The following is a 19,954-nucleotide window of genomic DNA, read 5'->3' on the forward strand; positions in this document are numbered from 1 at the left end:
CCGTCACGCGGACTCGTCCAGCACATCCCCCTACACCCCGTCGACACACGAACATAGTTGAGTGGGGGTCAATTCAGAAGGGGCAGGTTCCGCACGGAGCGCCCCCCGATCGGAGTACGGGTCGGATACCTCCCGGTTGCGCCCCCTCCGCACCCCCTATTCACCCGTGCTGACCTGCTAATTTCCCTCGCACTCCGGCAAATCGGCCAACCCTCCGCGTTCACGGCGGCCGGTCACACAAATTGTCGAGGCTGTGGACAAACTCAAGAGCTGGGTGCGTCATGGGATGGTGAAGGAACCTGTGCGCATTCTCATCGTCGGCGGCGGCTACGTCGGGATGTACACCGCCCTCCGTCTCCAGCGAAAGTTGAAGTCGGAACTTAAGCGGGGTGAGGTCGAGCTCGTCGTCGTCTCGCCCGACCCCTACATGACGTATCAGCCGTTCCTTCCGGAAGCGGCCGCCGGTTCGATCTCTCCGCGTCATGTGGTCGTCCCGCTGCGCCGGGTCCTCGACCGGTGCCGGATCGTGATCGGCGAAGCCCGCTCCATCGACCACGCGCGGCGCACGGTGACCCTCAGCACGCTCGCGAGCGAGGAGGGCGTGGGCACGGAACAGCTCACCTACGACGAACTCGTCCTCGCCCCCGGCTCGATCTCGCGCGCCCTGCCGATCCCCGGTCTCGCCGACTTCGCCATCGGCTTCAAGACCGTCGAGGAGGCCATCGGCCTGCGCAACCACGTCATCGAGCAGATGGACATCGCCTCCTCCACCCGCGACCCCGCGATCCGCGACGCCGCCCTGACCTTCGTCTTCGTAGGAGGCGGATACGCGGGCGTCGAAGCGCTGGGCGAACTGGAGGACATGGCCCGCTACACCGCGCGCTACTACCACAACATCGAGCCCGAGGACATGAAGTGGATCCTCGTCGAGGCCTCCGACCGGATCCTGCCCGAGGTCGGCGAGGAGATGGGCAGGTACACGATCACCGAGCTGCGCCGCCGCAACATCGACGTACGCCTGGGGACCCGCCTCGACTCCTGCGCGGACCGCATCGCCGTCCTCAGTGACGGTGCCCGCTTCCCCACCCGTACGGTCGTGTGGACCGCCGGGGTGAAGCCGCACCCGGTGCTCGCCGCGACCGACCTGCCGCTCAACGAACGCGGCCGCCTCAGGTGCACCCCCCAGCTCACCGTCGACCGCACCACGCACGCGTGGGCAGCCGGAGACGCGGCCGCCGTCCCCGACGTCACCGCCGCGGAGACCGGCAAGGAGACCGCGCCCAACGCCCAGCACGCGGTGCGCCAGGCCGGCGTCCTCGGGGACAACATCGCGCACTTCCTGCGCGGCGAACCGCTCGAGACGTACTCCCACAAGTACGTCGGCTCGGTCGCGTCCCTGGGACTGCACAAGGGCGTCGCACACGTCTACGGCCGCAAGCTGAAGGGCTATCCTGCCTGGTTCATGCACCGCGTGTACCACCTCAGCAGGGTCCCGACCTTCAACCGCAAGGCCCGTGTACTCGCCGAATGGACCTTGGCGGGACTCTTCAAGAGGGAGATCGTGTCCCTCGGATCGCTCGAACACCCCCGAGCGGAGTTCGAACTCGCGGCCGGTGGAAAACATCCACTCGACCCGAAGCTCGACCCGAAGGGGTCGTCCTGAGCGGACCCAGGAACTCCACCGATCAGGCAGGCGTCTGACGGATGTCGGTCCGGTCGGCCAGACTGGTCCACGACCTTGGGCGGGCCGACCGCTCGCTCTCCGCACCCACGAGGCTTCTTCCCAAGCGCCGCACTCCCCCAGGGGACCCGGAGCCCTCGGCGACCGCGCCGCGGGCCGACCCCGACCGGATCCGGAGCCGACCGGAGACGACCACCACCAGGCAAGGATCACGAGGCAAGGATTCGGTGAATTTCACGCGCTGGAGCGCCCGGCTCCCCGGAACGCAGCGCCGCGCCGCAGCGCGGACCGAGCACACGGCCTCCCCGGACCGGCGAGGTGAAGGGGCCGTTCCCGCAGCCCGCGCCGAGCAGCTGACCGACGACCAGCGGCCCGTCCCCGCCGTCGACGACCTCCCCGTGCGCGAGGTCCTCGACCGCGTCCCGGCCCTCGTCGCCCTCGTGCACGGCCCCCAGCACCGCCTCGCCTACGTCAACGACGCCTACGCGGCCGCCTTCGGTGCCCGTCCCCTCGGCGAGCCCGCGGGCGAGGCGCTCCCCGAGCTCGTGGAGACGGGCCTGCTCCCGCTCCTCGACCAGGTCCTGCGCAGCGCCAAGCCGCGCACGGTCAAGTCCCGCAAGGCGCCCGGCGGCCGCTCGTACACCTTCACCTGCACGCCCGTCGACGCCACCCCGGACGGCCCCGACGGCGGCGTGCTGATCTTCGCCACCGACGTCACCGACCACGCCGAGGCCGCCGAACGGCTGCGCGCCAGCGAGCGCCGCCAGCGCGAGACCGCCGTCACCCTCCAGCGCTCCCTGCTCCCCCAGGAGCTGGAGGAACCCGACGACCTGCGGGTCGCCGCCACCTACCAGCCCGGCGGCACCGAGGCCGCGGTCGGCGGCGACTGGTACGACGTGATCACCCTCGGCGGCGGCCGCACGGCACTGGTCATCGGCGACGTGATGGGGCGGGGGGTACGGGCCGCCGCCGTCATGGGCCAGCTGCGCACCGCCGTGCGCGCGTACGCCCGCCTCGACCTGCCCCCGCACGAGGTGCTCCAGCTTCTCGACGGCCTCGCCACCGAGATCGACGCCAACCAGATCGCCACCTGCGCGTACGCCGTCCACGACCCCAACGAGGGCCGGCTCGTCTACGCGTCCGCGGGCCACCTCCCGATCCTCGTGCGCGACGAGAACGGCACCGTGCTGCGGGCCGACGAACCCACCGGACCGCCGCTCGGCACCGGTGGCTGGATGCACACGTCGGGCTCGATCCCGCTGGGACCCGGCTCGACGGCCGTCCTCTACACCGACGGCCTGGTGGAGCGCCGCGACGAGGACCTCGACGAGGGCATCGCCGCCCTGGAGCGCGCCCTCGCCGGCGCCACCGGCACACCCCAGGTCGTCTGCGACCGCCTCGTCCGCTCGGCGGGCGTCACCGCCGACCACGACGACGACGTGGCGGTCCTGGTCCTCCAGCACCCGGCCCGCACGGGCCCCGACGGCGAGCTCTTCCGCAACGCCGCGCTGGAACTGCTGGGCGGGGTCGAAGCCGCGCCCCGCGCGCGGGCCTTCGCCTCCGGCGTCCTCACGAGCTGGCGCTTTCCCGCGGACCTACACGACCTGGGCGTCCTCGCCACCAGCGAACTCGTCGCCAACTCCCTGCAGCACGGCACCCCGCCGATGCGGCTGCGGCTGCGCCGCACCGACCGCCGGCTGATCATCGAGGTCACCGACGGCGACGACCACCTCCCGCGCCGCCGCCGCGCCGAACCCGCCGACGAGGCCGGCCGGGGCATCGCGATCGTCGCCACGATCGCCTCGGGCTGGGGCTCCAGACGCACCCCCGGTGGCGGAAAAGCCGTGTGGTGCGAGTTCGCCCTGCCCCGCACCGCGCACTGAGCCGCACCCCTTACGGCACCGGGCACGGGCGCGCGTCCCCAGCCCTCAGGTCCCGTGGGCCCTCTTCCGCAAGCGGAACGGGCCGCCACCACAGGAAGTGGTGACGGCCCGTCCGTGGGTCATCCGTCCATGTGCTGCTCGTCAGGCGTTCGCCGTGACCGGCTCGGCCGGCGCCCCGCCCTGAGCGACCACCCGGCTCCTCACCAGCCACGGCTGGTCCTGCACCGGACTGAGCTGCCGTCCCAGCCGCACCGCCAGGAACGTGATGCCCAGCGAGAACAGCAGGAACGTCACGACGTACGGACCGTGCAGCGAGGCCCCCATCGGACCGCCCACCGCCGGACCGATGGCCAGCGCGAGCTGCTTCACCAGGGCGAAGGCGGAGTTGTACTGCCCCGCGAGACCCGCCGGTGCCAGATCCGCGACCAGCGGCGCGACGGTCGGCGACAGCATCGCCTCGCCGAGCCCGAAGAGCGCGTACGTCGAGACGAACGCGGCCGTCGCCATGGTGCGGCTGCCGTGCCCGAGGCCCGCGTAACCGGCCGCGAGCCAGGCGACGGCCCAGATGAGCCCCACCGCGGCGATCACCCGGGACCGTTTCCGGCGCTCGACGAGCTTCAGCACGGCGAACTGCGCCACGACGATCATCGCCGTGTTCGCCGCCATCGCCGTACCGAGCGCGGAGGTGGAGATCCCGGCCGCCTCGACGCCGTACGCGGACAGCCCCGACTCGAACTGCCCGTAACAGGCGAAGAACAGCACGAACCCCAGTACGGACAGCTGCACCATGGCCCGGTTGCCGAGCAGCTGCTTCCAACCGCCGCCCCTGGCCTGCGGTGCCTCGCCGCGCAACCGCGGCGCGCGCGGCATCCGCACCGTCGCCATGACGACGGCGAGCACCAGGAACATCGCCGCCTCGATCGCGAACAGCAGCGTGAACGAACCCGCCCGGGTCGTGTCGACGATGTGGCCGCCGATCAGACCACCGACCCCGAGCCCGAGGTTCTGCAGGAAGAACTGCGTGGCGAAGGCGCGGGAACGGGTGTCCGCGGTGGAACAGTCCACGATCATCGTCGCCAGCGCCGGCTGCATCACGGCCTGTCCGGCACCGAGCGCGGCCGCCGACAGCACCACGGTCGTGCCACTGCCCGCGAGCCCCAGACTCAGCGCTCCGAGGGCGGCGGTGACCAGGGCGGTGAGCAGGACCGGCAGCGGGCCGCGCCGGACGATGGCGCGACCGGCGAACGGCAGCACCACGAGCGCGGCCACGGCGAAGACGGCGAGCACGACGCCCGCCGTCATGGAGCCGAGTCCCCGCACCTGCGCCACATAGACATAGAGGAAGGGGACGGTAAAACCGAGCCCGAACGCTCCGAGTGCGTTGCCTACGTGGATCCGGCGCATCGCCGCGCCCATCGCCCTGGTCACTTTCACCTGCCTTGGTCGCGAAGAACAGGCCTGCACCGGCAAGGGTGCAAGTCTGAAGACTTCGAAGCTAAAGTTAGAAGTTGAACTCTACACCTCGAAGGACTTCAACGCCAAGCGAGCCGTGCCATACTTCGGCCATGGCCGACACCCCCGGCGTCAGCGGCGAGCCGACACTCGAAGAGCAGATCGCCGCCTATCAGCGCGAGTTCCAGGACCTCGACCCCCAGGTCGAGAAGATCGTCTCGGCGCTCGGCCGTCTCAACCGCCGGATGAACGTGGCCTACGGCCGGCAGACCGCCAACCTCGGCATCAGCAACGCGGAGTGGGAGGTCCTCAAGGCCCTCGTACTCTCCGGGGCTCCCTACCGCATGGGGCCGAGCGAACTGGCGAAGCGGCTGGGACTGACCCCGGCCGCGATGACCCACCGGATCGACCGCCTGGTCGCGGAGGGGCTCGTCACCAGGGAGCGCGACGAATCGAACCGGGTGCGCGTCATCGTGGAGCTGACGGGTGAGGGCCGTGAGAAGTGGCTGGAGGCCATGCGCCTGGCCACGGTGTTCGAGGAGGACCTTCTCCAGGACCTCTCCACCGAGGAGCGCGGTGTCCTGGGCGAGGTCCTGACCCGTCTCCTCCGCCGTGTGGAGCACGCCCAGCCGGACGCCGGCGGACGACTCACCGACCTCGATTAAAGATCTTGACAGGGGCGGTTGACACGCCCCCGACGGTTCCGTAAGGTTCTTCGAGCTGCCACGGAGCCGTAACGGTTCTCCGGTAGCACCTCCGCCGCGGACGCGGCACCCAAACCACCAGCACGATCTCCCAGCCGGGGCGAATTCGGTGTGCCCGAATTCAATTCGAATGGGCTCGGCGGACCGATTAGGACCTGCCGGGAAGATCCGCTAAAGTTTGGGACGTCGGAACGGCCCAACGGCCGGGAGGACAAGCCCCACTGACTGGGAATCAGGCCCGAAAGGATCTGATAGAGTCGGAACCGCCGGAAAGGGAAACGCGAAAGCGGAAACCTGGAAAGTGCCGAGGAAATCGGATACGGAAACGGTCTGATAGAGTCGGAAACGCAAGACCGAAGGGAAGCGCCCGGAGGAAAGCCCGAGAGGGTGAGTACAAAGGAAGCGTCCGTTCCTTGAGAACTCAACAGCGTGCCAAAAATCAACGCCAGATATGTTGATACCCCGTCTCCGGCCGATCGGCTGGGACGAGGTTCCTTTGAAAAGTCCTGCCCCTTGGGGCAGGCGCACAGCGAGGACGCTGTGAACCGGGGGATTATTCCTCCCCTTGGTTCCGCTCTCGTGTGTGTCGTCCCGATTACGGGAAAACATTCACGGAGAGTTTGATCCTGGCTCAGGACGAACGCTGGCGGCGTGCTTAACACATGCAAGTCGAACGATGAAGCCCTTCGGGGTGGATTAGTGGCGAACGGGTGAGTAACACGTGGGCAATCTGCCCTTCACTCTGGGACAAGCCCTGGAAACGGGGTCTAATACCGGATAATACCTGCCTGGGCATCTGGGTGGGTTGAAAGCTCCGGCGGTGAAGGATGAGCCCGCGGCCTATCAGCTTGTTGGTGAGGTAGTGGCTCACCAAGGCGACGACGGGTAGCCGGCCTGAGAGGGCGACCGGCCACACTGGGACTGAGACACGGCCCAGACTCCTACGGGAGGCAGCAGTGGGGAATATTGCACAATGGGCGAAAGCCTGATGCAGCGACGCCGCGTGAGGGATGACGGCCTTCGGGTTGTAAACCTCTTTCAGCAGGGAAGAAGCGAAAGTGACGGTACCTGCAGAAGAAGCGCCGGCTAACTACGTGCCAGCAGCCGCGGTAATACGTAGGGCGCAAGCGTTGTCCGGAATTATTGGGCGTAAAGAGCTCGTAGGCGGCTTGTCACGTCGGTTGTGAAAGCCCGGGGCTTAACCCCGGGTCTGCAGTCGATACGGGCAGGCTAGAGTGTGGTAGGGGAGATCGGAATTCCTGGTGTAGCGGTGAAATGCGCAGATATCAGGAGGAACACCGGTGGCGAAGGCGGATCTCTGGGCCATTACTGACGCTGAGGAGCGAAAGCGTGGGGAGCGAACAGGATTAGATACCCTGGTAGTCCACGCCGTAAACGGTGGGAACTAGGTGTTGGCGACATTCCACGTCGTCGGTGCCGCAGCTAACGCATTAAGTTCCCCGCCTGGGGAGTACGGCCGCAAGGCTAAAACTCAAAGGAATTGACGGGGGCCCGCACAAGCAGCGGAGCATGTGGCTTAATTCGACGCAACGCGAAGAACCTTACCAAGGCTTGACATACACCGGAAAGCATTAGAGATAGTGCCCCCCTTGTGGTCGGTGTACAGGTGGTGCATGGCTGTCGTCAGCTCGTGTCGTGAGATGTTGGGTTAAGTCCCGCAACGAGCGCAACCCTTGTTCTGTGTTGCCAGCATGCCCTTCGGGGTGATGGGGACTCACAGGAGACTGCCGGGGTCAACTCGGAGGAAGGTGGGGACGACGTCAAGTCATCATGCCCCTTATGTCTTGGGCTGCACACGTGCTACAATGGCAGGTACAATGAGCTGCGAAGCCGTGAGGCGGAGCGAATCTCAAAAAGCCTGTCTCAGTTCGGATTGGGGTCTGCAACTCGACCCCATGAAGTCGGAGTTGCTAGTAATCGCAGATCAGCATTGCTGCGGTGAATACGTTCCCGGGCCTTGTACACACCGCCCGTCACGTCACGAAAGTCGGTAACACCCGAAGCCGGTGGCCCAACCCCTTGTGGGAGGGAGCTGTCGAAGGTGGGACTGGCGATTGGGACGAAGTCGTAACAAGGTAGCCGTACCGGAAGGTGCGGCTGGATCACCTCCTTTCTAAGGAGCATCTAGGCTGCCAGGCTTGCCTGGTGGTCCAGGGCCATTACGTCGGCAGATGTTCGACGGTGGTTGCTCATGGGTGGAACGTTGATTATTCGGCACTTTCAGTCATCTCAGGCTGCCAGTACTGTCCTTCGGGGCGTGGAAAGCTGATCTGAGTGGCGAGGGTGTCGGGCACGCTGTTGGGTGTCTGAAGGTACGGCCGATCGTTGGCTGCCTTCAGTGCCGGCCCCAGTGAACTCCGGTGTTAGCCGGGGGTGATGGGTGGTTGGTCGTTGTTTGAGAACTGCACAGTGGACGCGAGCATCTGTGGCCAAGTTTTTAAGGGCGCACGGTGGATGCCTTGGCACCAGGAACCGATGAAGGACGTGGGAGGCCACGATAGTCCCCGGGGAGTCGTCAACCAGGCTTTGATCCGGGGGTTTCCGAATGGGGAAACCCGGCAGTCGTCATGGGCTGTCACCCTTGCCTGAACACATAGGGCAAGTGGAGGGAACGCGGGGAAGTGAAACATCTCAGTACCCGCAGGAAGAGAAAACAACCGTGATTCCGGGAGTAGTGGCGAGCGAAACTGGATGAGGCCAAACCATATGCGTGTGAGACCCGGCAGGGGTTGCGTATGTGGGGTTGTGGGATTTCTCTTTCACGGTCTGCCGGCCGTGAGACGAGTCAGAAACCGTTGATGTAGGCGAAGGACATGCGAAAGGTCCGGCGTAGAGGGTAAGACCCCCGTAGTCGAAACATCAACGGCTCGTTTGAGAAACACCCAAGTAGCACGGGGCCCGAGAAATCCCGTGTGAATCTGGCGGGACCACCCGCTAAGCCTAAATATTCCCTGGTGACCGATAGCGGATAGTACCGTGAGGGAATGGTGAAAAGTACCGCGGGAGCGGAGTGAAATAGTACCTGAAACCGTGTGCCTACAAGCCGTGGGAGCGTCGGGCAAGCACTTGTGCTTGCCTCGTGACTGCGTGCCTTTTGAAGAATGAGCCTGCGAGTTTGCGGTGTGTTGCGAGGTTAACCCGTGTGGGGAAGCCGTAGCGAAAGCGAGTCCGAATAGGGCGATTTAGTAGCGCGCTCAAGACCCGAAGCGGAGTGATCTAGCCATGGGCAGGTTGAAGCGGCTGTAAGAGGTCGTGGAGGACCGAACCCACCAGGGTTGAAAACCTGGGGGATGACCTGTGGTTAGGGGTGAAAGGCCAATCAAACTCCGTGATAGCTGGTTCTCCCCGAAATGCATTTAGGTGCAGCGTCGTGTGTTTCTTGCCGGAGGTAGAGCACTGGATAGGCGATGGGCCCTACCGGGTTACTGACCTTAGCCAAACTCCGAATGCCGGTAAGTGAGAGCGCGGCAGTGAGACTGTGGGGGATAAGCTCCATGGTCGAGAGGGAAACAGCCCAGAGCATCGACTAAGGCCCCTAAGCGTACGCTAAGTGGGAAAGGATGTGGAGTCGCACAGACAACCAGGAGGTTGGCTTAGAAGCAGCCACCCTTGAAAGAGTGCGTAATAGCTCACTGGTCTAGTGATTCCGCGCCGACAATGTAGCGGGGCTCAAGCGTACCGCCGAAGTCGTGTCATTGCAGCAATAGGGCCAACGCCTGCTGTGATGGGTAGGGGAGCGTCGTGTGCCGGGTGAAGCCGCGCCGGAAGGCAGTGGTGGACGGTTCACGAGTGAGAATGCAGGCATGAGTAGCGATACACACGTGAGAAACGTGTGCGCCGATTGACTAAGGGTTCCTGGGTCAAGCTGATCTGCCCAGGGTAAGTCGGGACCTAAGGCGAGGCCGACAGGCGTAGTCGATGGATAACCGGTTGATATTCCGGTACCCGCTGTGAAGCGTCAAACATTGAACCAGGCGATGCTAAGTCCGTGAAGCCGCCCTGGAGCCTTCGGGCAAAGGGGAGTGGTGGAGCCGACGGACCAGACCTGCAGTAGGTGAGTGATGGGGTGACGCAGGAAGGTAGTCCATCCCGGGCGGTGGTTGTCCCGGGGTAAGGGTGTAGGCCGTGTGATAGGCAAATCCGTCACACATGAAGGCTGAGACCTGATGCCGAGCCGATTGTGGTGAAGTGGATGATCCTATGCTGTCGAGAAAAGCCTCTAGCGAGTTTCATGGCGGCCCGTACCCTAAACCGACTCAGGTGGTCAGGTAGAGAATACCGAGGCGTTCGGGTGAACTATGGTTAAGGAACTCGGCAAAATGCCCCCGTAACTTCGGGAGAAGGGGGGCCATCTTTGGTGATCCGATTTACTCGGTGAGCTGGGGGTGGCCGCAGAGACCAGCGAGAAGCGACTGTTTACTAAAAACACAGGTCCGTGCGAAGCCGTAAGGCGATGTATACGGACTGACGCCTGCCCGGTGCTGGAACGTTAAGGGGACCGGTTAGTCAAACTTCGGTTTGGCGAAGCTGAGAACTTAAGCGCCAGTAAACGGCGGTGGTAACTATAACCATCCTAAGGTAGCGAAATTCCTTGTCGGGTAAGTTCCGACCTGCACGAATGGCGTAACGACTTCTCGACTGTCTCAACCATAGGCCCGGTGAAATTGCACTACGAGTAAAGATGCTCGTTTCGCGCAGCAGGACGGAAAGACCCCGGGACCTTTACTACAGTTTGATATTGGTGTTCGGTTCGGCTTGTGTAGGATAGGTGGGAGACTTTGAACTCTGAGCGCCAGCTCAGGGGGAGTCGTCGTTGAAATACCACTCTGGTCGTGCTGGATGTCTAACCTGGGTCCGTGATCCGGATCAGGGACAGTGTCTGATGGGTAGTTTAACTGGGGCGGTTGCCTCCTAAAGAGTAACGGAGGCGCCCAAAGGTTCCCTCAGCCTGGTTGGTAATCAGGTGTTGAGTGTAAGTGCACAAGGGAGCTTGACTGTGAGACCGACGGGTCGAGCAGGGACGAAAGTCGGGACTAGTGATCCGGCGGTGGCTTGTGGAAGCGCCGTCGCTCAACGGATAAAAGGTACCCCGGGGATAACAGGCTGATCTTCCCCAAGAGTCCATATCGACGGGATGGTTTGGCACCTCGATGTCGGCTCGTCGCATCCTGGGGCTGGAGTCGGTCCCAAGGGTTGGGCTGTTCGCCCATTAAAGCGGTACGCGAGCTGGGTTTAGAACGTCGTGAGACAGTTCGGTCCCTATCCGCTGTGCGCGTAGGAATATTGAGAAGGGCTGTCCCTAGTACGAGAGGACCGGGACGGACGAACCTCTGGTGTGCCAGTTGTCCTGCCAAGGGCATGGCTGGTTGGCTACGTTCGGGAGGGATAACCGCTGAAAGCATCTAAGCGGGAAGCCTGCTTCGAGATGAGTATTCCCACCCCCTTTGAGGGGTTAAGGCTCCCAGTAGACGACTGGGTTGATAGGCCGGATCTGGAAGGCGGGTAACCGCTGGAGGTGACCGGTACTAATAGGCCGAGGGCTTGTCCTCAGTTGCTCGCGTCCACTGTGTTGGTTCTGAAACCACGAACAACCGTCGTAGCTTTGCCACGGCTCCGGTTGACAGTTTCATAGTGTTTCGGTGGTCATAGCGTGAGGGAAACGCCCGGTTACATTCCGAACCCGGAAGCTAAGCCTCACAGCGCCGATGGTACTGCAGGGGGGACCCTGTGGGAGAGTAGGACGCCGCCGAACAAATTTTGGGAAGAAGCCCCAACTCCAGGAGAGATCCTGCGAGTTGGGGCTTTTTCGCGTTTCCGGTCCGCCGGCGGTGCCCCGATGTGTGTACAGGACGTTCAGCCTCCACTCCCGCGCCCGGGGAGTGGAGGCTGAACGCGTCGAGGAGCGTCCTGGGTGGCGCTACTTCAGGCGGGACGAAGCGACGATCGAGACGACGTGGGCGGGGACCAGCAGCCACACGATGGCCGTCACGCCCACCGTCACGACACGCGTCGCCGTCAGATCGCCGAGCGCGAGGTCCACGACCGCCGTCACGAGCAGCAGCAGGGTGCACTCGATGCCGTTGACCAGGCGGTGGAGGCCGACCGCGGAGGTGAGACGGCGTATCCGGGCGAGACCCGTGGAGCGCGGGACGACGGACTGGTCGGTCGCCTTCTCCATACCGCTGTCGGAACGGGCCACGTGGACGAGGTCCGAGGACGACTTCAGGAGCAGTACACCGATGGCCGCCGCGAGGCCGGCCACCAGATACGGGTCCAGGCCGAGTTCGGAAGCCCGGACACCCATGCCGACCATCACGGCGGCGTCGGCGAGATAGGCGCCGAGGCGGTCCAGGTAGACGCCCAGCGGGCTGTACTGCCGTCGCCAGCGGGCGACTTCACCGTCCACGCAGTCCAGGAGAAGGTACAGCTGCATGAAGACGACGGAGAGCACGGCGCCGCCCAGACCCGGCAGGACCAGCGCGACCCCGGAGAGCACGCCGGCCACGACCATCACGGCCGTGATCTGGTTGGGCGAGAAGCGTGTTCCGAGGGCCAGCCGTGTCACCCGGAGGGAGACGGAACGCATGTAGAGGCGGCCGGCCCAGTGCTCCGCCCTGCTCTCCAGCTTGCCCGGAGGATGGATGACGTGGCGGAGTTCTTCGAGTGGGACCTTGGGCATGCGTCGTTCTCCCTGGCAAGCCGGTGACAATGGGGGCCAATTCCGTGTCGTGGCAACGCCGTCGAGGACGTCGCACAGCACGTCGTACAGGGAAGAGCATGACGGTGGCCTGGACGGCGGGGATCGGCAGGGTGGATTTCCGGGGTCGGAAATCGGGGTGAGCGCGGAGGTGTCCCGGGACTACCGTGGCCCGTATGAACCAAGTGATCCGTTCCATACGGGCCGACGAGTGGCGCGCGGTGAAGGAGCTCCGGCTGGTCGCGCTGCAGGACCCCGTCGCGCACCTCGCCTTCATGGAGACGTACGAGGAGTCCGTGGTACGGCCCGACGCGTTCTGGCGGGAACGCGCGGCGGGGGCCGCCGAAGGCGTGCGCGACCGGCGGCAGTTCGTCGCCGTCGGTCCGGACGGGACGTGGGGAGGCTCCGTGGTCATGCTGGTCGAGCGGGCCGGGGAGCCGGACATCTTCGGGGACGTGAGCGAGCGGAGCCAGGGGCATCTGGTGGGTGTCTTCGTACGGCCCGAGCACCGGGGAAGCGGTGTGACGGACGCGCTCTTCGACACCGCGCTCGCCTGGGCCTGGGAGATCGGCCTCGATCGCGTACGGCTGTTCGTGCACGAGAAGAACGGGCGCGCCGAGGCGTTCTACCGCCGCGCCGGATTCGTACCGACCGGCGGGAGCTCCGCGGCCCAGGGGGACACGGGGGAGCGGGATCTGGAGTTCGTGATCACGCGGGCGTAGGGCTGTCCGCCGAGCCCGGCGGGCCGGTGGTGACGGTCAGATCGGGAGTTCGGCATGCGGCCAGCGGGCCCTGCCCTGCTCCTGGGAGCGGAGCAGGGCCAGGGTCGGAAGGCCCTGGCCCGCTCCGGCGGTCAGCAGGTCGGGGAGCTGCGGGAGCGGGGCGACGGCGGCCACGTCGTCCAGGACCAGCGTGAGTGGTGGGTCGAGGCGACCGGAGGATGACCGTTCGGCCATGCGCCGGCCGCGCTCGACCACGCTAGAGGCGAGGGCCGTCAGGAGCGGCATGGCGCCAGGGTTCGCCCTGGGGTCCTCGATGGGTTCACCGACCACATAAAGCGTGCCCCCTTCGTCGACGAAGGAATCCAGAGCGAGGGCGTCACTTCGGTTCGCGGTGCAGGCTTCACGGATGTTGACCGTGAACAGGGAGGACAGCGCGCGGGCCGTCAACTCCTGCGCTATGTCACGGCGTTCCGGGTGGGAGGTGAGCGCGGCCTCGAGTTCGCCCGCCGCGCCGGAGGCGGCCTTGGGGTTCGTACGCAGGGCTCGTACCGCGTCCTGGACCTGGGAGCCCTGGGCCCAGCGGTGGACGTGCCGGAAGGCCTTGCCCTCCACGGCGGCGGCGTGCAGATAGCTCCGCAGGAGCGTTTCCGCGACGTCGGCCATGGCGCGGTCGACCTTGGCGGTGGGGCGCACGGGGGCCAGCAGCGCGGTGGCTCTGGCCGCCGCCGTGGCCTTGTCCTCGCAGCCGGCGGCGGGGGACCAGTGGAGACGGGCCGGGGTGTCGCAGCGGTGGGTGGGGTCGTAGAGGAGGACCGGGCCGAGCTTGGCCCGGGCGTCCTTGGTCTCCGCCCAGGTCGTCGGGTCCGAGGTGATGACCAGGACGGGGCCCTCCGCGTCCCGTACGGCCTGGGTGGCGGTGGGGCGGCGGGCCTCCGCGGGGCCGAGGACGACGGTGCCCGCGGCCGGGGTCCCTTCCCAGCCGCCCGTTCGCCGGCCCGCGGCCGCCAGGGGGGCCGGTGTCGGCTGCGGGGCCTGCGCGGGGGGTTCGGCGGGCTCGGGCGCGGGCCGGGGGACCGGGACCTCGTGTGGGGTTGGTTCCTCGGCGCTCTTCGGGGTCTCGGCGTACGCCTGGACCGGTTCACGCGCGGGCTCGGGCACCCGGGCGGAGGCCTGGCCCTGAGGCGCGTACGCGCCGGCCTTCCGCCGCGCCCGTACCGCCCGCCACCGCGCCATCGTGCCCATCACGAACACCGTCAGCACGATCAGGACCATCAACTGCCCGATGAACAGGCCCCAGAAGAGTCCGTAGCCCGACAGCTGGCCGGCGGGGGTGTCCGGCCAGGCTCCCGCGACGTCCTGCGGCTGCCCGATCAGATGGCGCAGGGCCAGGGGCGTACGGGCGACGGTGACGGCCGCCGGCCAGGCTCCCCGGGCCAGCCATCCGGCGATGCCGGTGGCTGACCACACCAGGAGGGTCAGGCCGAGGAGGAAGGCCAGTACGCCCACCAGCAGACCGTCGGGGACGCCCCCCGCACGCTCCTGTCGCCGTTCGTCCGGTCTCATCTCATGCCACCGTGGACTCGGACGTGCCGTCGAGGTCGCTGAGGTGCTGTTCGACGAAGGCCGCCGCGCGTTCCTCCGCCTCCAGCTCCGCGGCGCGCAGCGCGTCGTCGGCGAGACGGTCCGCGGAGGACTCGGTCATGGCGCGGTCGGTGAAGACGAGGGGCCGTTCGGTCTCCGTGATCAGGTGTTTGACGACCTGTACGTTGCCGTTGACGTCCCAGACCGCGATGCCCGGGGTCAGGGTCGGGATGATCTCCACGGCCCACCTGGGCAGGCCGATCACCCGTCCCGTGGCCCGTGCCTCGTCGGCCTTCTGGGCGTAGATCGTCCGGGTGGACGCCATCTTCAGGATCGCGGCGGCCTCCTTGGCCGCCGCTCCGTCCACCACGTCGCTCAGGTGGTGCACCACCGCCACGAAGGACAGGCCGAGGCGTCGGCCGAACTTCAGCAGCCGCTGGAAGAGCTGGGCGACGAACGGACTGTTGATGATGTGCCACGCCTCCTCGACCAGGAAGATGCGCTTCTTGCGGTCGGGCCGGATCCAGGTGTGCTCCAGCCACACGCCCACGATCGCCATCAGGATGGGCATGGCGATGGAGTTGCGGTCGATGTGGGAGAGGTCGAAGACGATCAGCGGGGCGTCCAGGTCGATGCCGACCGTCGTGGGGCCGTCGAACATGCCCCTGAGGTCACCGTCGACCAGCCGGTCGAGCACCAGGGCCACGTCCAGGCCCCAGGCCCGTACGTCGTCTATGGCGACGTTCATCGCCTCGGCCGACTCCGGTTCGGGGTGGCGCAGTTGCTCGACGATGTCCATCAGCACGGGCTGGCGCTCGACGATCGTCTCGTTGACGTAGGCGTGCGCGACCTTCAGGGCGAAGCCGGACCGCTCGTCGAGGCCGTGTCCCATCGCGACCTCGATGATGGTCCGCAGCAGGGCCAGCTGGCCGGTGGTGGTGATCGCGGGGTCGAGCGGGTTGAGCCGGATTCCCATGTCGAGGGCGGCCGTGGGGTCGAGGCGGATGGGAGTTATTCCCAGCTCCTCCGCGATGAGGTTCCATTCGCCGACCCCGTCCTCGCCCTGGGCGTCGAGGACGACGACCTGCCGGTCGCGGAAGCGCAGTTGGCGCAGGACGTAGGTCTTCTCCAGGGCCGACTTGCCGTTGCCGGACTCGCCGAGGACCAGCCAGTGCGGGGCGGGCAGCTGCTGCCCGTACAGCTGGAAGGGGTCGTAGATGTAGCCCTTCCCGGAGTACACCTCGCGTCCGATGATGACGCCGGAGTCGCCGAGGCCGGGTGCGGCGGTGGGCAGGTAGACGGCTTGGGCCTGGCCCGTGGAGGTGCGGACCGGCAGCCGGGTCGTCTCGACCTTGCCGAAGAGGAAGGACGTGAAGGTGTCGGTGGCGGCGGACAGCGGATCCCGCATCAGGGCCTTACCTCCGAATACCGGTGGCGAAGGGGAGCGTGTTGACGAAGGCCCGGTGGTGCTCGCGGTCGCACCACTCCAGCTTCAGATACGACTTGCCGGCCGAGGCGCGGATGGTGCGCTTGTCGCGGGCGAGGGCCTCGGGGGAGCGGGAGGAGACGGTGATGTAGCCGACGAGGTTCACTCCGGCCGCGCCGCTGGCGAGGTCCTCGCCGCGCTGGTCGAGGCGGTTGTGGGAGGCGATGTCGCGGGGGTCGACCGTGCGGTTCATCTTCGCCTGGCGGCTGGCCTCGGCCTCGTCGTTGGTCTTCTCGGTCAGCATGCGTTCGATGGCGATCTCGGTGGGTTCGAGGTCCATGGTGACGGCGACCGTGCGGATGACGTCCGGGGTGTGGACCAGCAGCGGAGCAAGGAAGTTGACGCCGACCGGGGTCATCGGCCACTCCTTCACCCAGGCCGTGGCGTGGCACCAGGGCGCGCGGGTTGAGGACTCGCGGGTCTTCGCCTGGAGGTAGGTGGGCTCCATGGCGTCGAGCTCGGCGGGCCAGGCGTTGCGTTTGGTCATCGCCTGGATGTGGTCGATGGGGTGGTCGGGGTCGTACATGGAGTGCACGAGGGAGGCGAGCCGGCCCTGGCCGAGGGGCTGGCGTACCCGGATGTCGGCCTCCTGGAGGCGTGAGCAGATGTCGGTCAGCTCGCGCGCCATGACGACGGCGAGGCCCGCGTCGCGGTCCAGCTTCTTCCCGCCCTGCGGCCGGGCGGCCCGTGCCATGGCCTGGGCCTCGGCGGCGAGTTCGCGGGTCCAGTGCATGCAGGCGACGAGATAGGCGCGGTGCTGCTCGCTGCTGGTGGACACCATGGACTGGAGCTGGTCGTAGGACTGCTGCAGCCAGCCGGGGGACTTCTCGTCCCCGCGTACGGAGACGTCCTTGGCGTGGGCGTCCGGGTCGGCGGGGAGCGTGCGGGCGAGCATCTGGAGGCGGGTGACGAAGCCGTCGCCGTTCGCGACGTGCTTGAGGAGGGTGCCGAAGCGGTCGACGAGGGCTTCCTGGTCCTCGCTGTCGCGCAGGCCGACGCCCGGACCCTCGATCTCGATCGCGGCGGTGACGGTGCGGCGGTCGGCGTGCAGGAGCACGGCGATCTCGTCGGGCCCGAAGGGCGCCGCGAGCCAGGAGATCCGCCCGATGCCGGGCGGCGGTCCGATCTCGATCTCCCGGCCGTCGAGGTGGGTGCCGGCCTCCATGACGTTGCTGCGGTACGCCGTGCCGCGGCGCAGGCTGCGCTTGTAACTGCGGTTGATCTCGAACCACTTGTAGAACGTGCGGCGCTTGTACGGGACGTACACCGCGGCGAGGGCGACCAGCGGGAAGCCCATCAGCAGCACGATCCGCAGGGACAGTACGGGGACGAGCAGACCGCACATCATGCCGAGGAACGCGCCCGCGATGATGAGCACGATCTCGCCGGACTCGCGATTCCGGCCGACCATCGCGTTCGGCCGGGCGCGGCCGATCAGATATGTACGGCGGGGCGTGACCGGATGGGACACGTGGGACTCGGTCGTCAACGCCCTTCACCTCCCGTGCGGTTGGGACTGCTGTTGCGGGTGTTTCCGGTGGGGCTCGTGCGGGGCGGGGGCGCGGCGGAGGGGACGGATCCGCCGCCTCCGTTCGGTGTGCGCGTGCTGTGTGCCGCAACGCCGCCGGAGGCGGGGTTGGCGGGGCGGGGCGGCTGGTTGCCTCCGCCTCCTCCTCCGCCGTTGTTGTCGGCGCGGGTGCTGTGCGTCTTGATGCCCTGGGCGACGAGGGTGGCCGGGGAGCTGATCACGGCCGCGGCCTTGCCTTCGGCGCCCTGCATGATGCGGTTGTTGCGGGAGTTGGCGATCTCGTCGCCGAAGCCGGGGACGAAGCGGTAGATCATGGCGCTGGCGAAGATGGCGAGCAGGATGATGGCGAGGCCGGAGACGACGGCGGAGAAGGAGTCCGGGCCGTTGTCGGTGGACAGGGCGCCGGCCAGGCCGAGCACTATCACGATGACCGGTTTCACCAGGATGACGGCGATCATGACGCCGGCCCAGCGGCGGACGTGGCCCCACAGGTTCTTGTCGACGAGACCCGCGTACACGACGGTGCCGAGGAGGGCGCCGACGTAGAGGAGCGCGGCGCGGATCACGAGCTCCAGCCACAGGACGCCGGCGGCGAGGATCGAGACCAGGGACACGACGATCAGCATGATCGGGCCGCCGCCGATGTTCTCGCCCTTGGCGAGTGCGCCGGAGAAGGTGCCGAAGAAGCTGTCGGTCTGGTTGCCGGTGGTCTTGGCGAGGACGTCGGTGACGCCGTCGGAGGCCGAGACGACGGTGTAGAGGATCAGCGGGGTGAACGCGGACGCCAGCACCGTGAGCCAGAGGAAGCCGATCGCCTCGGAGAGCGCGGTGCCGAGGGGGACGCCTCGCACCGCCCTCTTCGCCACGGCGAGCAGCCACAGGAGGAGGGTGAGGATCGTCGAGGCCGCGAAGACGACGGCGTACTGCTGGAGGAACTTGGGGTTCGTGAAATCGACGTTCGCGGTGTCGTTGACCGCGGAGGAGAGCTTGTCGATGGTCCAGGACGCGGCGTCGGCGCAGCCCTTGGCGAGGGAGGAGAGGGGGTCGAGGGGGGAGGTGAGGCTGGGGGTCGAGCCTCCGGTGCGGCTGGGGCCGCCGCGGTTCTCGCAGTACTTCCTGGCTGGGCCGGCGATCAGCGAGCAGGAGTCGTCGGTGGCTTTCGGGGTGGGTGCCGCGTAAGCGTGGGAGGCCAGCAGCACAGCTGTGGTCTGCACGACTGCTGCGACGCCGGTGAGCTTGATCGCGCGGCGCGGGCTACCGGGCATACGTGAACCCTCCGAACTCCTCGACCGCCTTGCCGATCTCGTCGGCTCCGGAGACGGCGTTGTCTCCGTTGACGGGGGTCGGGCCGGTCTTCTGGCTGGTTTGCAGGACCTTCCAGTCGCCGTTCCAGGTCAGCTTCATGGTCACGGTGAACCAGCCGCTGGTCACAGGGTTGGTGGAGTTCTCGCCGGTGAGGCCGAAGAGGCTGTTGCACCAGACCTCGACCGTGGCCGCGGTGTCGCTGGAGGAGGTGACCTTGGTGCCCACCGGCAAGGTGCGATTGACGAATGTGCTTCCGGTGGGCGCGCTGCCGTCGGTCTCGAGACCGATCTTCTTCAGAAGGCTCGCCGAGTAGTCCGCGTCGAAGCCGGACTGGAGACCGTCCAGCGCGCTGGGAGCGGCGACGGCCTGCACGATGGCATGACGCTTGCCCGTGTTGAACATGCCGTCTGAGCCCAGGGCGGCCGCGTAGTTCGCCCCCGCGCTCTGTGCGCCCTGCACGTTGTGGCTGTACCCCGCCGGAATCCCGTTCGTCTTCGAATCGACCGGCCGTTCCCCGGAAGCCGCCGTGGGTGAGGTTCCGGACTTGGCGCCGCCGTTTCCGCCTCCGCCGCCCGAGGAAGAGGAATCGTCTCCCCCACGGTTCGCGAAGGCGATCGCGGCGATCAGGAGGACCACGACGCCGACCACCGTGATCAGGCTGCGTGAGGACGAGCGGCCACGGCGGGCGCCGCCGTAGACGTCGCCGGGGCGGTCGGGGAGCCGGGTCCGGGTCTGGCCCGTGCCCCCGTATCTCCCGTCGTCACCGCGAGAGCTGTCCCCGTATCCGGGTTCGTCACCGAGACTCATGCCGCGTACGCCCCCTCAACCTCTGCTGAATCGCGTAGTACGACGGTAGCCGTGCTGGTTTCCGCGCGGACGCGGTGTGGTGACTCG

The 19,954-nt window shown here is 66.9% G+C and carries 11 protein-coding genes and 3 rRNA genes; 7 read left to right on the forward strand and 7 right to left on the reverse strand.

Features of this window, described 5'->3' with window-relative positions:
- Positions 1-286: 286 nt before the first annotated feature.
- Positions 287-1,663 (forward strand): NAD(P)/FAD-dependent oxidoreductase, encoded by a 1,377-nt coding sequence (locus GFH48_RS21410; protein WP_153289794.1) that lies wholly within the window; start codon positions 287-289, stop codon positions 1,661-1,663.
- 245 nt (positions 1,664-1,908) lie between these two features.
- The gene (locus GFH48_RS21415; protein ID WP_153289795.1) at positions 1,909-3,564 is read left to right on the forward strand and encodes an ATP-binding SpoIIE family protein phosphatase; all 1,656 of its coding nucleotides are present in this window, start codon (positions 1,909-1,911) and stop codon (positions 3,562-3,564) included.
- Between the two features lie 141 nt (positions 3,565-3,705).
- Here GFH48_RS21415 and GFH48_RS21420 read toward each other — a convergent pair whose 3' ends face one another.
- Positions 3,706-4,980: an MFS transporter gene (locus GFH48_RS21420; protein WP_153293039.1), complete on the reverse strand. Its 1,275-nt coding sequence runs from the start codon at positions 4,978-4,980 to the stop codon at positions 3,706-3,708.
- A 149-nt stretch (positions 4,981-5,129) separates the two neighbouring features.
- Between GFH48_RS21420 and GFH48_RS21425 the strand changes: the two genes are divergently transcribed.
- The 4 genes from GFH48_RS21425 (at position 5,130) to rrf (ending at position 11,493) form a co-directional block, all read left to right on the forward strand.
- The gene (locus tag GFH48_RS21425; RefSeq protein WP_153289796.1) at positions 5,130-5,681 is read left to right on the forward strand and encodes a MarR family winged helix-turn-helix transcriptional regulator; all 552 of its coding nucleotides are present in this window, start codon (positions 5,130-5,132) and stop codon (positions 5,679-5,681) included.
- Positions 5,682-6,328: 647 nt separating this feature from the next.
- Positions 6,329-7,854, forward strand: a 16S ribosomal RNA gene (locus tag GFH48_RS21430).
- A 314-nt stretch (positions 7,855-8,168) separates the two neighbouring features.
- Positions 8,169-11,290: ribosomal RNA gene (locus tag GFH48_RS21435) — 23S ribosomal RNA — on the forward strand.
- Between the two features lie 86 nt (positions 11,291-11,376).
- Positions 11,377-11,493, forward strand: a 5S ribosomal RNA gene (gene rrf, locus GFH48_RS21440).
- The 16S, 23S and 5S rRNA genes sit together here, the layout of an rRNA operon.
- Positions 11,494-11,658: 165 nt before the next feature.
- Here the strand turns inward: rrf and GFH48_RS21445 are convergent.
- Complete coding sequence (locus GFH48_RS21445; protein WP_153289797.1) at positions 11,659-12,420, reverse strand: CDP-alcohol phosphatidyltransferase family protein; 762 nt, start codon at positions 12,418-12,420, stop codon at positions 11,659-11,661.
- A gap of 194 nt (positions 12,421-12,614) precedes the next feature.
- On the opposite strand from GFH48_RS21445, the gene GFH48_RS21450 reads away from it, so the two are divergent.
- Entirely contained in the window at positions 12,615-13,160 is a 546-nt protein-coding gene (locus GFH48_RS21450; RefSeq protein ID WP_153289798.1) for a GNAT family N-acetyltransferase, read from the forward strand.
- Positions 13,161-13,196: 36 nt separating this feature from the next.
- On the opposite strand, the gene GFH48_RS21455 is transcribed toward GFH48_RS21450, so the two are convergent.
- From GFH48_RS21455 to GFH48_RS21475, 5 genes are read right to left on the reverse strand one after another with little or no spacing between them, the layout of a single operon-like run.
- Complete coding sequence (locus tag GFH48_RS21455; RefSeq protein ID WP_153289799.1) at positions 13,197-14,723, reverse strand: type IV secretory system conjugative DNA transfer family protein; 1,527 nt, start codon at positions 14,721-14,723, stop codon at positions 13,197-13,199.
- A 1-nt stretch (position 14,724) separates the two neighbouring features.
- Entirely contained in the window at positions 14,725-16,149 is a 1,425-nt protein-coding gene (locus GFH48_RS21460; protein ID WP_153289800.1) for an ATP-binding protein, read from the reverse strand.
- A gap of 7 nt (positions 16,150-16,156) precedes the next feature.
- Positions 16,157-17,698 carry an SCO6880 family protein gene (locus tag GFH48_RS21465; protein ID WP_153293040.1) on the reverse strand — a complete coding sequence of 514 codons (1,542 nt, stop codon included), beginning with the start codon at positions 17,696-17,698 and terminating at the stop codon, positions 16,157-16,159.
- A gap of 14 nt (positions 17,699-17,712) precedes the next feature.
- Positions 17,713-19,020, reverse strand: a complete 1,308-nt coding sequence (locus GFH48_RS21470; RefSeq protein ID WP_153289801.1) for a hypothetical protein — start codon at positions 19,018-19,020, stop codon at positions 17,713-17,715.
- Positions 19,010-19,867 carry a hypothetical protein gene (locus GFH48_RS21475; RefSeq protein ID WP_153289802.1) on the reverse strand — a complete coding sequence of 286 codons (858 nt, stop codon included), beginning with the start codon at positions 19,865-19,867 and terminating at the stop codon, positions 19,010-19,012. Before GFH48_RS21475 ends, GFH48_RS21470 begins: the two co-directional genes overlap by 11 nt.
- Between the last annotated feature and the right edge of the window lie 87 nt (positions 19,868-19,954).

This window comes from Streptomyces fagopyri, assembly GCF_009498275.1.
Classification (GTDB): Bacteria; Actinomycetota; Actinomycetes; order Streptomycetales; family Streptomycetaceae; genus Streptomyces; species Streptomyces fagopyri.

Excerpts from the sequence above, each read along its gene's own strand:
- GFH48_RS21455 (WP_153289799.1), bottom strand. The coding sequence starts at position 14,723 with ATGAGACCGGACGAACGGCGACAGGAGCGTGCGGGGGGCGTCCCCGAC.
- GFH48_RS21420 (WP_153293039.1), bottom strand. The coding sequence starts at position 4,980 with ATGGGCGCGGCGATGCGCCGGATCCACGTAGGCAACGCACTCGGAGCG.
- GFH48_RS21425 (WP_153289796.1), top strand. The coding sequence starts at position 5,130 with ATGGCCGACACCCCCGGCGTCAGCGGCGAGCCGACACTCGAAGAGCAG.
- GFH48_RS21460 (WP_153289800.1), bottom strand. The coding sequence starts at position 16,149 with ATGCGGGATCCGCTGTCCGCCGCCACCGACACCTTCACGTCCTTCCTC.
- GFH48_RS21445 (WP_153289797.1), bottom strand. The coding sequence starts at position 12,420 with ATGCCCAAGGTCCCACTCGAAGAACTCCGCCACGTCATCCATCCTCCG.
- GFH48_RS21410 (WP_153289794.1), top strand. The coding sequence starts at position 287 with ATGGTGAAGGAACCTGTGCGCATTCTCATCGTCGGCGGCGGCTACGTC.
- GFH48_RS21450 (WP_153289798.1), top strand. The coding sequence starts at position 12,615 with ATGAACCAAGTGATCCGTTCCATACGGGCCGACGAGTGGCGCGCGGTG.
- GFH48_RS21470 (WP_153289801.1), bottom strand. The coding sequence starts at position 19,020 with ATGCCCGGTAGCCCGCGCCGCGCGATCAAGCTCACCGGCGTCGCAGCA.
- GFH48_RS21475 (WP_153289802.1), bottom strand. The coding sequence starts at position 19,867 with ATGAGTCTCGGTGACGAACCCGGATACGGGGACAGCTCTCGCGGTGAC.